General features: G+C 62.3%; 17 protein-coding genes. 10 read left to right on the forward strand and 7 right to left on the reverse strand.

The annotated features are described in order from the left end of the window. Positions 1–9 precede the first annotated feature (9 nt). The 3 genes from CKW29_RS17105 to CKW29_RS17115 form a co-directional block, all read right to left on the reverse strand. Positions 10–396 carry a GFA family protein gene (locus CKW29_RS17105; protein WP_095148868.1) on the reverse strand — a complete coding sequence of 129 codons (387 nt, stop codon included), beginning with the start codon at positions 394–396 and terminating at the stop codon, positions 10–12. Positions 397–423: 27 nt separating this feature from the next. Further along, positions 424–813, reverse strand: a complete 390-nt coding sequence (locus CKW29_RS17110) for a VOC family protein (protein ID WP_095143699.1) — start codon at positions 811–813, stop codon at positions 424–426. A gap of 207 nt (positions 814–1,020) precedes the next feature. Further along, a complete protein-coding gene (locus tag CKW29_RS17115; protein ID WP_095143698.1) occupies positions 1,021–1,785 on the reverse strand; it encodes a helix-turn-helix transcriptional regulator in 765 nt (254 codons plus the stop codon). Positions 1,786–1,883: 98 nt separating this feature from the next. Between CKW29_RS17115 and CKW29_RS17120 the strand changes: the two genes are divergently transcribed. The 6 genes from CKW29_RS17120 (at position 1,884) to CKW29_RS17145 (ending at position 8,575) form a co-directional block, all read left to right on the forward strand. Continuing rightward, entirely contained in the window at positions 1,884–3,029 is a 1,146-nt protein-coding gene (locus tag CKW29_RS17120) for an MFS transporter (RefSeq protein ID WP_095143697.1), read from the forward strand. Between the two features lie 121 nt (positions 3,030–3,150). Then, complete coding sequence (locus CKW29_RS17125; protein WP_095143696.1) at positions 3,151–3,651, forward strand: sigma-70 family RNA polymerase sigma factor; 501 nt, start codon at positions 3,151–3,153, stop codon at positions 3,649–3,651. Between the two features lie 40 nt (positions 3,652–3,691). Further along, positions 3,692–4,675 (forward strand): FecR family protein, encoded by a 984-nt coding sequence (locus CKW29_RS17130; protein WP_095143695.1) that lies wholly within the window; start codon positions 3,692–3,694, stop codon positions 4,673–4,675. A gap of 97 nt (positions 4,676–4,772) precedes the next feature. Next, the gene (locus CKW29_RS17135; RefSeq protein WP_095148869.1) at positions 4,773–7,229 is read left to right on the forward strand and encodes a TonB-dependent receptor; all 2,457 of its coding nucleotides are present in this window, start codon (positions 4,773–4,775) and stop codon (positions 7,227–7,229) included. A gap of 100 nt (positions 7,230–7,329) precedes the next feature. Beyond that, positions 7,330–7,599 carry a hypothetical protein gene (locus tag CKW29_RS17140; RefSeq protein WP_095148870.1) on the forward strand — a complete coding sequence of 90 codons (270 nt, stop codon included), beginning with the start codon at positions 7,330–7,332 and terminating at the stop codon, positions 7,597–7,599. Further along, a complete protein-coding gene (locus CKW29_RS17145) occupies positions 7,583–8,575 on the forward strand; it encodes a diaminopimelate epimerase (RefSeq protein WP_095143692.1) in 993 nt (330 codons plus the stop codon). Before CKW29_RS17140 ends, CKW29_RS17145 begins: the two co-directional genes overlap by 17 nt. Positions 8,576–8,601: 26 nt before the next feature. Here the strand turns inward: CKW29_RS17145 and codA are convergent, their stop codons facing one another. From codA to CKW29_RS17160, 3 genes are all read right to left on the reverse strand, one after another. After that, a complete protein-coding gene (codA, locus tag CKW29_RS17150) occupies positions 8,602–9,849 on the reverse strand; it encodes a cytosine deaminase (RefSeq protein ID WP_095143691.1) in 1,248 nt (415 codons plus the stop codon). Between the two features lie 95 nt (positions 9,850–9,944). Next, positions 9,945–10,301 carry a 6-carboxytetrahydropterin synthase QueD gene (gene queD, locus CKW29_RS17155; protein ID WP_081744008.1) on the reverse strand — a complete coding sequence of 119 codons (357 nt, stop codon included), beginning with the start codon at positions 10,299–10,301 and terminating at the stop codon, positions 9,945–9,947. Positions 10,302–10,395: 94 nt separating this feature from the next. Next, a complete protein-coding gene (locus tag CKW29_RS17160) occupies positions 10,396–11,475 on the reverse strand; it encodes a hypothetical protein (protein ID WP_095143690.1) in 1,080 nt (359 codons plus the stop codon). Between the two features lie 138 nt (positions 11,476–11,613). On the opposite strand from CKW29_RS17160, the gene CKW29_RS17165 reads away from it, so the two are divergent. Genes CKW29_RS17165 through CKW29_RS17180 form a run of 4 tightly spaced genes read left to right on the forward strand, consistent with a single transcriptional unit; the run spans position 11,614 to position 14,215 of the window. Next, complete coding sequence (locus tag CKW29_RS17165; protein ID WP_095143689.1) at positions 11,614–11,922, forward strand: PepSY domain-containing protein; 309 nt, start codon at positions 11,614–11,616, stop codon at positions 11,920–11,922. After that, a complete protein-coding gene (locus CKW29_RS17170; protein WP_095143688.1) occupies positions 11,922–12,233 on the forward strand; it encodes a PepSY domain-containing protein in 312 nt (103 codons plus the stop codon). The genes CKW29_RS17165 and CKW29_RS17170 overlap by 1 nt, the downstream gene beginning before the upstream one ends. A 3-nt stretch (positions 12,234–12,236) precedes the next feature. After that, a complete protein-coding gene (locus tag CKW29_RS17175) occupies positions 12,237–12,905 on the forward strand; it encodes a response regulator transcription factor (protein ID WP_095143687.1) in 669 nt (222 codons plus the stop codon). Further along, positions 12,902–14,215 carry a sensor histidine kinase gene (locus CKW29_RS17180; RefSeq protein WP_095148871.1) on the forward strand — a complete coding sequence of 438 codons (1,314 nt, stop codon included), beginning with the start codon at positions 12,902–12,904 and terminating at the stop codon, positions 14,213–14,215. Before CKW29_RS17175 ends, CKW29_RS17180 begins: the two co-directional genes overlap by 4 nt. Positions 14,216–14,259: 44 nt before the next feature. On the opposite strand, the gene CKW29_RS26320 is transcribed toward CKW29_RS17180, so the two are convergent. Beyond that, complete coding sequence (locus CKW29_RS26320) at positions 14,260–15,015, reverse strand: methyl-accepting chemotaxis protein (protein ID WP_371850797.1); 756 nt, start codon at positions 15,013–15,015, stop codon at positions 14,260–14,262. Positions 15,016–15,100: the final 85 nt, after the last annotated feature.

Consider the following 15,100-nt stretch of genomic DNA (forward strand, 5'->3'; position numbering starts at 1 on the left):
TCTTGATGGTTACTGCGGGTCGACGATTTTCCACCAGTCGGGTTGGCCGTCCGCAAAGGCGTGATGCGTCGGTGTGAGTGCCAGGTCTTCAACGTGATCGAAACCACCGAGCAGCAGGGCGACGGTGGGCGCGTCATCGATGGCGCCGATCGAGCTCCCGCACCGAGGACAGAACGCGCGGCTGGAATAGTTCGATGACCTGTAGGTGGCAGGCAGGCCGCCGGTCCCGGTCCAGGTGACCTTGTCGCGGGGAAATTCAACCCACGCAGCCGTCGGTGCGCCCGTGTGCTGCTGGCAGTGGCGGCAGGAGCAGGTATGGGGATTTTCGGCCGGGCCCTGGGCCGCATAGCGAATCCAGCCGCACAGACAGCGGCCGTTATAAGTCGTCTCGCTCATTGCCAGTCTCCGTGGCTGGGGTGTTCGTCAGGCGATCGGTGAACAGACTTCCACCAGTGTTCCGTCCGGGCAGCGCACGTAGGAAACGATCTGGCCCCAGGGTTTGCTGGCAGGCTCGGCGATTTCACTGGCGCCGGCGGCCAGCGCTCTGGCGTGAGCCGCGTGAACGTCGTCGGTGACCAGGGCGACTTCCATGCCCAGTGGTTTGGCGCTGGCGTGGGCTGATACGTGGCCGGTACTGAAATTCATGGCGGCCAGTTCATCGGCGGCGAAGGCCAGGGCGGTCTCACCGGTTTCCAGTTCGCCATAGGTGCCCGACTCATGGACAAAGCGCACGGCGAACCCGAAGGCTGCGGAGAAAAAATCGAGCGACGCGCTAACGTCGGGGACGTAGATGATCAGGTAGCCGAACTTCATCAGTGAACACTCCTTGTCGTGCCGATTGAAGCGCGAATCTAGCACGTTGCTTCGCGGGCCTGCGAGGTTCTTGCTGATGCCGTAGCGCGGCAGCAGGTTGGCGACGGCGTAGCTGCTCCGGGTGAAAGAGTGCAGGTCGCTGCCGCCATTTGCCGTTCTAGTGTGCAACTCCCGTAATCGGCAACACCTACGCTTGCGACTGTCCCGTTATCGGAAATAGACGCCAGGTGTCGTGCCGGTCATGGCTTTGAAAAAAGCAATGAACGCGCTGTCGCTGGCAAACCCCAACTCGAAAGCGCTGTAGCTGATGTTGCGACCGGTGGCGAGCAGTTCGATGGCGCGCATCAGACGCCACTGCTGGCGCCATTGCTGATAACCCATGCCTGTTTCCCGCTGGAATATCCGTCCAATGGTTTTGCTACTGGCACCAACTCTCGTGGCCAATACGTCTAGCTGTGGCGGCAGGTCTTCGAGCGTGGTCAGCAAGGGCGCCAAACGATGATCCCGAGGCAGGGGCAATAGCATAGGCTGGAGGCTGGCCTCACGGATTTCACCCAGACACAATTCCAGCAGATGCATGAACTTGCCCTGTTGCCAGTCGGTGTCGAACGGGGCCATGGCAATCGGTTCCAGCACCGCCTGCAGCAACGGGCTGACCTCGATCACGCAGACCTTACGGGGTAACGATGCAGACAGTTGCGGTGTCAGGTAAACGGATCGGTAGTCGACGCTTTGTTGCATGACTGCGCGATGGCTAACCCTTGGCGGGATCCATGCCGCGCGCGATGGGGGCAACAGGCACAACTGTCCGGCCAGGGTGATTCGGGTGCAACCCTGGCGGGTGAACAGCAACTGCCCGCGCTCGTGCTCATGCAGGCCTGAGTCATGGTTGCCCAGGCAGGCTGCAATGCCAATGACCTCGGCGGCATATACGTCCGGGTCGAAAGACGCCTGAGCTTCAAGCCATGCCATACATTGTCCGATTCTAGTGGTTTGTTGTCTTGATCAAGATAATACGTCAATAACAGTTCTTTAAAATCACCACCCTTCTTTTAGGTGAGTGAGCCCTCATGAACACCAGTAACCTGCTACGCCTGGCCATTGCCCTGTTGATGTTTGGGCAGGTCGCACAAACCCTCTACAGTCCGGCGTTAACCGATATCGGACAAGTATTTCGGGTGACGCCTGCCGTCGCCGCCCAGCTTCTATCAGTGTACTTTCTGGCATTCGCCGCCGGCGTGGTGGTGTGGGGGCGAGCCTGTGACCAGATCGGTCGACGACCCACGATGCTCGCGGGCCTGGCAGTGTATGTCGTCGCCTCGGTCATGGCTCTGGGGGCCAGCACCTTCAGTGTTCTGCTGGCGGTGCAAGCGCTGGCAGCCTTCGGTGCTGCGGTTGGTTCGGTGGGGACACAAACAGTGTTGCGGGATCTTTTCGAGGGGGCGGCGTTGGCACGCGTGTTCTCCCTGGTCGGCATGGCCCTGGCAATCAGTCCGGCGCTGGGTCTCTTTGCCGGTATGACGCTGGTTAGCGAATTTGGTTATCGAGGTGTGCAGGTTTGTCTTTTGATGTTGGCATTGGCCCTGGTCGCCTGGTGTGCCTGGACTTTACCCGAGACGCGACCTGAGCGCCGTTGCGCACCCCCCCTGTTCGCGACCTTGTGGCTGATGCTCAAGGACATCGCGATCTGGCGTTCAGCATTGTTGGTGGCGGTATTCAACATTGCGATTTTCAGCTACTACAGCCTCGCGCCCTTCGAGTTTCAACGCTTGGGACTGAGTCCGGAACTGTTTGGCTATAGCGGAGTGATTCTTGCCCTTGGATCGGGACTGGGGGCGGTGTTGAACACGCAGTTGCTCAAACGCTCTGTAAAGGGACCACACCTGATCGCGCTGGCTGGGGTTGCGGCGTTGCTGGGGGCGATAGGGGTACAAGGACTGCACGCCAGTGTCTGGTTCCTCGCGCCGATGCTGTTGGTGGTTATGGCGTTTGGCATAGCGATCCCCAATATCCTGGGTTCAGCACTGGCGGCTTATCGCGATCGTTTGGGGACTGCCGGCGCCTTGTTTGGCTTGATGTATTACATTTTGATAGGCAGTGGCCTGATGCTCGCGGGCTGGAGTCAAAACCTGGGCGGCACGTTGCTGGTCTGCGCTGGGGTGGCGGTACTGTTGAGCTGGCAGGCCCAACCGCTTGGCCTGATCTACGACCGATAGCACCTGTTTTTACTGGTCCGTGGGGGGATGAAGCGGCAATTGGTCAAAGCTCCGAGGAATGAATTGCCGGCCTTAATAGGAAGCATTACTATTCGCGCTCTCGCCACCACAGCACGCCGTGATGACCCCCAAGCTGCCCCGCACAAGCGGATTTTTCGAGCATTACGAAGAGTTGGTCGGAACCTGGACGCGCCGGTTGAGAAATCGCCAGCAAGCCGAGGACCTGGCCCACGACACCTTCGTGCGGGTGCTTGAATCCGACTCGGTGGCGGTACAGCAGCCGCGGGCCTATTTGCATCAGACCGCTCGCAATATCGCGGTGGACGGTTATCGGCGTGAGGATCGGCGAGGTGCCATGGAGTCCGAGGCGGTCGATCTCAGTGTGTCGTCGGTAGATGACCCGGAGCATTACATGCACGCGATCCAGCTGGCTGACTCCATCGAGCGGGCGCTCACAGAACTGCCTGCCAACTGTCGCAAGGTGTTCGTCTGGCAGAAGCTCGAGGGGCTGACCCAGGCCGAAATCGCCGAACGCCTGGGCCTGTCTAAAAACATGGTGGAAAAGTATATGATCCGCACCCTGCGGCATTTACGTGACCGCCTGGACGGTGCCGCCCAATGATCGGCCGCCTTGTTCCAGCCACAGCCAGACAGGACCTTCCATGATGGATACTCGTGATTGCGCGTGCGGGCGAACGACGGTTCGCGACGAGGCGGCGCTGTGGTTCACGCGCTTGCAAGATGCACCGCTTGGCGATAATGATCAGCACCGCTTCGACGCCTGGCTGGATGAGCACCCTCAACACCGCGACGAACTCCAGTTGCTGCAAACCCTGTGGAGCGTCGCTGACCTGCTGCCCAAGGCACGGTTGCAAGCATTGTGCGAGGCCCCGCCCATGCGGACCAAACGCCGCCCGCTGGTGCGTTATGCCGTGGCCGCCAGTGTGCTGGCACTGGCGGTTGGCATTGGCCTGTTCAGTGGCCTGAATCAGCCGGGTCGCTACACCGCGGAGTTTTCCACGGCCTCCGGCGAGCGCCGCCAGGTGAGCTTGCCGGATGGCTCGCTGATGGATTTGAACAGCCGCAGTCGGGTCCAGGTGCATTTTGAAAACAACCGTCGTGGGATCGAACTGATCCAGGGCGAGGCCATGTTCAGTGTCGAACACGACAGCCATCGACCCTTTGTGGTCGAGGCGGGTGCCGGCAAGGTCACGGTCACCGGCACGCGCTTTGATGTGCGCCGCGACAACACTGAAACCCGGGTGGCGGTCGAGCAGGGCACGGTCAGGGTGCAGGGCCGCGAGGCGCCCGACAACGAATTCGTCAACCTCACTGCCGGTCTGGGGACTCGGATTGATGCCAGCGGGCAGGTCGCCCAGGCCCGGGCGGTCGATACCCAGGCCCTGACGGCGTGGCGCAGCGGCAAGCTGGTGTTCAACGATGCCAGCCTCAGCGAAGTGGCCGAGGAAGTGTCGCGCTATCGGGACACGCCGCTGAGGGTGAGCGACGCGACGGTGGGCAATCTGCGCCTGACCAGCGTGTTCAAGTCCGACAACACAGAGGCCTTGCTCAAGGCCCTGCCGAGCATCCTACCAGTGGCCATCCGCACGCTCGATGACGGCAGCCAGGAAATAATTGCGCGATAGATTCAGGTTTTTTTCGAGTTCTTCGTCTTCTTGTCCAACTGCAACTGGTTTGCATTAACAGACGCACTTCTTTGCGATCAACAGGACAACGTTCGACGTGAAAAATACCCGCGCTAAAAACAACAAATCCGCCACGTGTTCCTCCCGTTGGCTGCCACTGGCCCTTGCCCTGGCCGTCAACGCCGCCATGCCTTCGGCGTACGCCGAGCAGGCCGCCGGCGACATCCACATTCAGGCGCAACCGTTGGGCGAGGCCTTGACGCAGCTGGGGCAGCAGACGTCCCTGCAGGTATTTTTCAACCCGGAGCTGGTGGCCGGCAAACAGGCGCCCGCGGTGGACGGCAACCTGTCGCCGGAGCAGGCCCTGCGTCAGCTGTTGCAGGGGAGCGGCCTGGAGTACCGGATCGATGAAGGTTCGGTTACCTTGAATCCTGCCGCGTCATCCGCGACGGGTGCAACCGATGGTCCGCTGGAGTTGGGCGTGACAGACATCAAGGTGGTGGGGGACTGGCTCGGCGATGCCGATGCCGCCGTGGTGCAGAACCACCCGGGCGCGCGTACGGTGATCCGTCGCGAGGCCATGGTAGAGCAGGGCGCGATGAACGTCGGCGATGTGCTCAAACGCGTGCCCGGTGTACAGGTGCAGGACGCCAACGGCACCGGTGGCAGCGACATTTCCCTGAACGTTGGCGTGCGTGGCCTGACCTCGCGCCTGTCGCCGCGTTCCACCGTACTGATTGATGGCGTACCGGCTGCGTTTGCGCCGTACGGCCAGCCGCAACTGTCCATGGCACCGATTTCTTCCGGCAACCTGGACAGCATTGATGTGGTGCGAGGGGCCGGCTCCGTGCGTTACGGACCGCAGAACGTTGGCGGGGTGATCAACTTCGTGACCCGGGCGATCCCGGAAAAAGCCACGGGTGAAATCGGCACGACCCTGGAAACCTCCCAGTACGGTGGCTGGAAGCATATCGACACGGCCTTCCTGGGCGGCACCGCCGACAACGGCATCGGCATGGCGCTGTTGTATTCGGGGGTCAACGGCAATGGCTACCGTGAGAGCAACAACGACAACGACATCGATGACGTGCTCCTCAAGACGCACTGGGCGCCGACCGACTTCGACGATTTCTCGCTGAACTTCCACTACTACGATGCCGAGGCCGACATGCCCGGCGGCCTGACCCAGAAACAGTACGATGAAGACCCGTTCCAGTCGGTGCGCGACTATGACAAGTTCAGTGGCCGGCGCAAGGATGTGTCCTTCAGGTGGATCCGCGAGATCGACGAGCGCACCCAGGCCGAGGTGCTGACCTACTACTCCGACAGCTTCCGTGGCAGCACCATTGCCGCACGCGATCAGAAAACCCTCAGTTCCTATCCGCGCACCTACTACACCTTCGGCATCGAGCCGCGGGTTTCTCATGTGTTCGACGCCGGCCCCACGACCCAGGAAGTCAGTGTGGGTTACCGCTACCTGAAGGAAGGCATGCACGAGCAGGCCAGTCGCGTGGCGCTGGTGAACAACCAGCCGGTGCAGACCCCAAGCTCGGACGGTCACGTGTATCAGGACCGCACCGGTGGCACCGAGGCCAATGCGTTCTACGTGGACAACAAGATCGATGTCGGTAACTGGACCCTCACGCCGGGCATCCGCTTCGAGGACATCAGCACCGAGTGGCATGACCGCCCGGTCCTCGATACGTCGGGCAAGCCGGTCCAGGAAAAGCGCCGCAGCATCGACAGTCACGAGCCGTTGCCGGCCCTGAGCGTGATGTACCACATGTCCGATGCCTGGAAGCTATTCGCCAACTACGAAACCTCCTTTGGCGCCTTGCAGTACTTCCAACTGGGGCAGGGCGGCTCGGGTGACCAGACCGCCGCCGGGCTGAACCCGGAAAAAGCCAAGACCTACGAAATCGGTACCCGCTACAACGATGACGCGTGGGGCGGTGAAGTGACGTTGTTCTACATCGACTTCGACGATGAACTGCAATACATCAGCAACGATGTGGGCTGGACCAACATGGGCGCCACCACGCACCGTGGGGTGGAAGCGTCGGTTCACTACAACATGGCCGCGCTTGATCCACGGCTTGATGGCCTGACCGCCAATGCCGGCTTCACCTACACCCGCGCGGTGTACGAAGGCGATATTCCAGGGTTCAAGGGACAAGACCTGCCGTTCTACTCCCGCCAGGTCGCCACGGCCGGCTTGCGCTACGACATCAACCGCTGGACCTACAACCTCGATGCGTTCGCCCAGTCCAAGCAGCATTCACCAGGCACCGGGATCAATGCCGATGGCAGCTTCAACGGCGACTACATCACCGAAGGCACGGCCGATGGTCAGTACGGTGATATCCCGGGCTATGTTCTCTGGAATGCGCGTGCCGGTTATGACTTCGGCGCGCAATTGTCGAACCTCAAGCTCGGTGCCGGGGTCAAGAACATCTTCGACAAGCAGTACTTCACCCGTTCCAGCGACAACAACTCGGGGATCTACGTCGGCGCCCCGCGCACGTTCTTCGTGCAGGCCAGCGTCGGGTTCTGACAGGCCCTGCGGTCATGCTGTTCAGTCAAACGGAGGTACACCCCGCTGGGCTGAATGGCAGCCCCAAGGAGCGTCGTCGGGTTTTTTCTGAAAGACCACAATGGCTTTGTCGGGGCTGCTTCGTTTCCCTGCGCAAGTCGAGGACAGCCACTTACCGATGTACTCCTGCTTACTGGCGATGCAAGGGGCGTCGATTATCGAGCGGGTCAAACTGGAAGGCTTGTCCCGCGACAAGGTGTGCCTGCTTGCATTTATCGGCGCATCGCTTAAGTTTCGTGGTGCCGACGTCGCGCCGATTTGCCCGGTGGCGTTGCCGATCAACTCGCCGCATGCCCTCGGACAGGAGCCTATTGATGACGTGTTTTTTTGATGCTCGCGGCAATATCTATGGGGTTGTCAGCCCGGTTGAGTTGCGCCGGCGAGGGGTCGAGTTGCCTGCGGACCCGCACCAGGCGGCGCAACAGCGTGCGCTCTGGGCCGTGGCCGCGATCGAGGCGTGCTGCAATTGGGCCCCCGGCACCCAACCGGCCGGGGGCAAGCAGCACCGTTCGGACGGGTTGCTGGTCGGCCCGTTTCAGGCCGCGCCGCCGTATGACCTGCTGATCGTCAATACCGACGGCACACTGGCGGAACGCAGTGGTAACGGCCTGACGATTTTCTCCCAGGCGCTGACCGAGCAGGGCTTGATGCCGACGCAGGGGCATTGCGTGCTCAAGGTTCATCACGACAAGCACGATACGTCGTCGCCCGTTGCCACCTCGGTCGAGCCGGCACAGGTCGAGGGTGTGCAGGGTTTCTGGCTGGACTTGGGCAAACCGGCGTTCGGAGCGGACGCAGTGGGGGCCAGGGCGGTGCAGACCCGGATGCTCGATCGACATGAACTGAGCCATGTGCCGGGGCTCGCCGGGCTGAATCCACAATGGGCCCACAGCCGCTTCGTGCGCATCGGCAACCCTCATTGCGTCACGCTGGTGGCGGATGGCAGCGGGTTGCCGAGCCATCGGCAGATGGTCGAACCGGTGCTGTTGGCCGGGTTGACCCGAATCGCCTTTGCTCAACCCGTTGGTGCGGGCGAGCCCTGTGGGGCGGGCGTCAACCTGCAATGGGCAACACTGGAATCGGCCAACCGGATTGCCGCACGGGTGTTCGAACGGGGCGAAGGGCCGACCGCATCGTCCGGCACCAGTGCCAGCGCAGTCGCCTGCGCGGCATGGAGCGTGGGTTGGGTAACAGCAGGCGCGGTGGCGGTGGTCATGCCGGGCGGCACGGCCCCGGTGTTGCTCGAAGAACGAGGCGGTGAGTTGCAGCGGGTCCGATTGTTCGGGACCGCGCGATCGATGGCGTGAGCTTGAGGCCTGCCGGGTCACTGCCGCTATAGGGCCGATCCGAACAGGTCAACCACCGGCATCTGGCGCTTCATCAACACCTTGCCATCGCGAATCGAATACAGCGCCGAGCCCTGGCTGCGAATCACCTCATAATCGCTGTCGGCCGACAGGATCAGCAGGTTCGCCGAGCGTCCCGGTTCCAGCCCGTAGCGCTCACCCAGGGCCATGGCCTTGGCGCTGTTGTCGGTCACCAGGTCCAGGGCGCTTTGCAGGTTACGGTAGCCGAGCATATGGCAGATGTGCAGGCCGGCTTCGAGCACCCGCAGGATGTTGCCGTTGCCCAATGGGTACCAGGGGTCGACGATGGAGTCCTGACCGAAGCACACGTTCATGCCGGCCTCCAGCAATTCGTTGACCCGGGTCACGCCCCGGCGTTTCGGGAAGGTGTCGAAACGCCCTTGCAAGTGAATGCTTTCGGTCGGGCAGGAGACAAAACTGATCCCCGAGTGTCCGAGCAGGCGAAACAGCTTGGCGCAGTAGGCGTTGTCGTAGGAGCCCATGGCCGTGGTGTGGCTGGCGGTGACCCGTGAGCCCATGTCGCGGCTGCGAGCCTCTTCGGCCAGCACTTCCAGAAAGCGCGAATGGGGGTCGTCGGTTTCGTCGCAATGCACGTCCACCAGGCAGCCGGTGCGTTCGGCCAGGTCCATCAGGAATTTCACCGAGCTGACACCTTGGTCGCGGGTGTACTCGAAGTGGGGAATCCCGCCGACCACATCGGCGCCCAGGCCAATCGCTTCCTCCATCAGCTCACGACCCTTGCGAAAGGACTCGATGCCTTCCTGCGGGAAGGCGACGATTTGCAGGTCGATCAGGTGCCGGCTTTCCTCGCGCAATTCCAGCATGGCCTTGAGCGCGGTCAGTTGCGGGTCGGTGACGTCGACGTGGGTGCGCACATGCTGGATGCCGTGGGCGGCGAGGGCGTTGATGGTTTTTTTCGCCCGGCTCTTGGTGTCTTCCAGAGTGATGGTCGCCTTGCGCTCGCCCCAGCGCTCGATGCCCTCGAATAGCGTGCCGCTCATGTTCCAGCGTGGCTCACCGGCCGTCAGCGTGGCGTCGAGGTGGATGTGCGGCTCGACAAAGGGGGGCACCACCAGGTTACCGCCAGCGTCGAGGTCTTCAGGGCCGAGGGTCGGCGCCTCGGTCTGACGGGCAATGCTGGCGATCAGGCCGTTTTCCAGGTGCAGTTCATGCAAACCTTCACGGTTGCGCAGGCGGGCGTTGATGATGTGCATGGCGAGTCCTTTTGTCGGTCGATAGCGCCGGGCGATTCCTGAATCATAGGCATAAAAAAACCACCGGTCTCGGTGGTTTTCTCGATAGCGCCGGCTTACTCGCCGTGGTAGATGCAACCACTGGTGCAGGTCTCGTGGATGCGGATCGCGCTGAGCTCCGGCAGCAGGGGCTTCAATTCGTTCCAGATGAACTTGGCCAGGACTTCGCTGGTTGGATTTTCCAGGCCGGGAATGTCGTTCAGGTAATTGTGGTCCAGGCGCTCGTAGAGCGGCTTGAAGATCGCTTTGATCTCGGAGAAGTCACGGATCCAGCCGGTGTGCGGGTCGAGGTCGCCACTCAGGTGAATCGCCACCTTGAACGAGTGACCGTGCAGGCGACCGCATTTGTGGCCTTCCGGCACATGGGGCAGGCGGTGGGCGGATTCGAACGTAAACTCTTTGAAAATTTCCACGGTGGTTTGAGCTCTGTCAGGTGGCTATCGCCCGCGGCGATGGGGCAGGCCGCGAGTTTAACAGCTTGAAATAACGCTTGCGGGAAAACACTGACTAAAGGGTCAACAGACGGTCGCCCAGGCGTCCACTGGCGCACAGTTCGAGGAATTCGTCGCCCAGGCGCTGGCTCTCGTCCATGGCGGTCTTCCAGTAGTGCTGGCGGCCGGCCGGATCGCCCATGAAGCGCTTGAAATCGTTCCTGTCAGGCAGCTTGCCGTAGGGCAGGCGTGACAGGTAATGCCTGGATGGTGCCAGCAGCAGGACATCCTGCAAGCGCACAGGGCAGGCCCGACGCCAGGGCAGCGTTTTATCGAACCAGCCGGGAATGACCCGGTCGGTGAAGTGCGGGTAGAGCACGATGTCGGTGCCGCTGTAGGGCAGGTCGAGGTGGTAATCGAGCAAGCCGCCGTCACGGAAAGTGCCGGCTCCGGCGCCTGGCAGGTCACGCACACCTTCCATGACCATCGGGATCGAGCCCGAGGCGAGCAGCGCCTGGCGCAGGTTGCCGGCGTTCAGCGGCACAAAGCGTGAGGGGAAGTCGTCGAGCGCGTTGAGCGGTGGAGCCAGGCGTGGGTCATGGACAATCAGTCGTTCGAAATGTCGAGACAGGCGCGAGCGGCCGCGCAGGTTGTCGGCGATCACCGAGGACAGGCCCAGCCCGAGCCGGCCGCGATGGTCATCGGCCAACAGGCCATGACTTTTCACCACCATGATGTTCAACCGATAGAAGGGGTTGTCCAGCAGCAAGGCATCGCGCCCGTCGAGCAGGTCATCGAGCATGCGCTGGGAGCTCTGGCTGATCTGCGCCATGCTCACGCCCTTGGCAAAACGCTGGGCGTTGTACAGTTCACCCAGGCGCCTGATGCCTTCGGCGGCGTCCGGCAGACAGGCACTGGCGAAGCGCCAGGAACCCACGGACGCGCCGATCAACGAGCGCTCGCGGGGCGCGGCCGGTAGCCATTCGCCGAACAGCGCCAGGTCCAGGCCTTGAATGCCCAGGGCCTTGGGCCCTCCGGCGGCACCGGGCAGGGTGCCGACATCGTGCGCCTTCAAGCCGTCCTGGCGAATCCGGGCGAAGGCCCGTGGGCCTGCCTTGAGGGTCAGTGCCGGGAATTTGATGTGGATAGCGGTCATGCCGGCCTCTGTACTGGCGAGTGGGGGATTATATGCCTGTGTGACGGGACAACGCGTTACGACTATCGACGAGGGCGATTCAGGTTGAATTAAGTTCACAGGGTTAGGCTGATGCCCATACTGACTCGGAGACGCTCCATGAAAACCCTGACCGCAGCGTTCGCCGCCGCCCTCGTCAGCCTGACCGCCAGCCTTGCTCACGCCCGCGACCTGGGGCCTGATGAAGCCCTGAGACTGCGCGACGCTGGTACCATTCAATCTTTCGAAACACTCAACGCCACAGCCCTGGCCTTGCATCCTGGAGCAAGCGTGCAGGAAACCGAACTGGAAGAGGCCTATGGCAAGTACCTCTACCAGGTCGAGTTGCGCGACCAGCAAGGCATCGAATGGGATCTGGAATTGGACGCCGTCAGTGGGCAAGTACTCAAGGATCATCAGGATACGTAATGAAGGTTAATTTGCGCGCTTATGGCCTGACGGCCCTGACGCTGGTGTTTTTTTGCTCCGTGGGCGTGGCCCGTGACCTGGATCAGGACGAAGCCTTGAGCCTGCGTCAGAAGGGCGTGATCCTGCCGCTGGAGCAGCTGTTGCAGCAGGCGCTGGACCGCCATCCCGGCGCCAAGTTGTTGGAAGCGGAGCTTGAGGAGAAACGCGGCCTCTACATCTATGAAGTTGAACTGCTCACCCCCGAAGGCGTGGTGCGCGAGCTGGACCTTGACGCCGCTACCGGCCGTTTACTCGAAGACAAGGAAGATTGATCGATGCGTTTGCTTCTGGTGGAAGACCACGTGCCGCTGGCCGACGAGTTGCTGGCCGGCCTCAATCGCCAGGGTTATGCCGTGGACTGGTTGGCCGATGGCCGCGATGCGGTGCATCAGGGCAGCACCGAACCCTATGATCTGATCGTCCTCGATCTGGGGCTGCCGGGACTGCCGGGGCTTGAAGTGCTCAGCCGCTGGCGCGCCGCGGGCCTGGCCACGCCGGTGCTGGTGCTGACCGCACGCGACTCCTGGGCCGAACGCATCGAAGGCCTCAAGGCCGGGGCCGATGACTACCTGACCAAGCCCTTTCACCCGGAAGAACTGCACCTGCGGATTCAGGCACTGCTGCGCCGCGCCCACGGCCAAGCCAACCAGCCGACACTCAACGCCGCCGGGTTGCAGCTCGATGAGGGCCGCCAGTGTGTGATGCGTGACGGTGCCGACATTCAGCTGACCGCCGCCGAGTTCCGCCTGCTGCGCTATTTTATGCTGCACCCCGAGCAGATCCTGTCCAAGAGCCATCTCGCCGAACACCTCTACGACGGTGAAACCGAGCGCGACTCCAACGTCCTGGAAGTTCACGTTAATCATCTGCGGCGCAAGCTGGGGCGCAGCGTGATTGAAACCCGTCGTGGCCAGGGTTACCTGTTCGGTGGGCAAGCCCGGTGAAATCGATCCAGCGGCGTTTGAGCCTGGGGTTGATCAGCGTGATGCTGGTCGTCGGCCTGGTGCTGGCGCACACCAGCCTGTGGTTGTTTGAAGAGAGCATGCAACGTTATCTGGAAGCGGGCCTGCGCAACGACAGTGAGAACCTGCTGGTGGCGCTGGTTCGAGGCCCGCAGGGGTTGCAGCTGGATGAGCGACGGCTGTCGCCGGCTTATCAGCGGCCCTTTTCCGGGCAGTATTTCCGCATCGACTTTGGCGATACCCATTGGCGTTCACGCTCGCTGTGGGATCAGGAATTACCGCTGCTCGATAAACCGGGGTTGCACGACAACCTGCAACTGGGCCCCGATGGTCAGCAGCTACTGGTATTGCGTTCGGACTACCGGCGCCTGGGGCAATCGATTTCCATCAGCGTGGCCCTGGATTACACCCCGGTGCGCGCGAGCTTCCAACGCATGCGCCAGGTTGGCCTGGGGCTGGGGCTGGCGGGGCTGTTGGTGATTTTGCTGTTGCAGCGCGTCACGGTGCGGCGAGCCTTGCGCCCGCTGGAAAGTGCCCGCGAGCAGATCGCCCAGTTGCAACAAGGCCAGCGTTCGCAACTGGACGCGCACGTGCCCCGGGAGCTGGAGCCTTTGGTGGCGCAGATCAACCATTTGCTGGCGCATACCGAAGACAGCCTCAAGCGCTCGCGCAATGCCCTGGGCAACCTCGGCCATGCGTTGAAGACGCCGCTGGCGGTGCTGTTGAGCCTGGCATCGAGCGAAAAACTCGACGCCCATCCAGACCTGCGCAGGATTCTGCAAACGCAATTGGAGCAGGTGCAGCAGCGCCTGCACCGGGAACTCAACCGTGCGCGGCTGGCCGGTGATGCCTTGCCCGGCGCACAGTTCGATTGCGCTGCCGAACTGCCGGGGCTGTTGGCCACCCTGAACATGATCCATGGCGAACACCTGCATCTGAGCTACACCGCCGCCCCGGGCCTGCAACTGCCGTGGGACCGGGAAGACTTGCTGGAGTTGCTCGGCAACCTGCTGGACAACGCCTGTAAATGGGCCGACGCCGAGGTGCGTTTGAGCGTGGTGCAAGTGGGCGAAGGTTTTGTGCTGGCCGTGGAAGACGACGGTCCGGGGATTCCCGAAGCGCAACGCGACCAGGTATTCAGTCGCGGTACTCGCCTCGATGAGCAAACCCATGGGCATGGCCTGGGGTTGGGCATCGTGCGCGATATCGTCGACGCCTGGGGTGGGCAATTGCGGCTGGAGGAAAGCGAGTGGGGCGGGTTGAAGGTGACGATCGAGTTGCCCGGGCAGTGATCAGTGTGGTGAGGGGGTAAGCTCCCTCGCCACACAAGTAACATTCAAACGCGGAACTGATCCATCAGGCTCTGTTGCTGATTGGCCAGGGTGTTGAGCGACTGGCTGACCCGCGCCGATTCATTGGCCTGGCCCGACAGCGACTCCGTCACGTCACGGATGGTCGCCACGTTGTTGTTGATTTCCTCGGCCACGGCGCTCTGCTCTTCGGCAGCGCTGGCGATCTGCAGGTTCATGTCGCTGATCACTGTCACCGCATCGCCAATCTGCCGCAGGGCGGTGACCGCCTGGCCGACTTGCTCGACACTGCCTTGTGCCTGGCGATGGCTGTTGCTCATGGAGCCGACCACTTCCTGGGTGCCGCTTTGCAGCTGCTCGATCACCTGGCGGGTTTCTTCCACCGACTCCTGGGTACGGCGTGCCAGGTTGCGCACTTCATCGGCCACTACGGCAAAACCACGACCGGCTTCACCGGCGCGGGCCGCTTCGATGGCGGCGTTGAGCGCCAGCAGGTTGGTCTGTTCGGCGATGGCGCGAATTACTTCCAGCACCGAGCCGATCTTCTCGCTGTTGGCGGCCAGGCCTTCGACCTGCGTCATGGCGGTGCTCATGTCGGCGGCCAGACTGTCGATGCTGTGGGTGGTCCGGTCGATCACGGTCAGGCCCTGGCGGGTGGCCTGATCGGCTTCCCGTGCGGCCTGCGCGGCCTGGGCGGCGCTGCGGGCGACGTCCTGTGCGGTCGCACTCATCTCGTGGGAGGCGGTGACCACCTGGTCGACCTGACGGTACTGCTGCTCCATACCGGCACTGGTCTGGGTGGCGATGGCCGATGATTGATCGGCGGTGCTGCGCGCGTCCTGCACCGAGCGTTTGACCTCGGCGATG

This window comes from Pseudomonas sp. Irchel s3a18, assembly GCF_900187535.1.
GTDB lineage: Bacteria > Pseudomonadota > Gammaproteobacteria > Pseudomonadales > Pseudomonadaceae > Aquipseudomonas.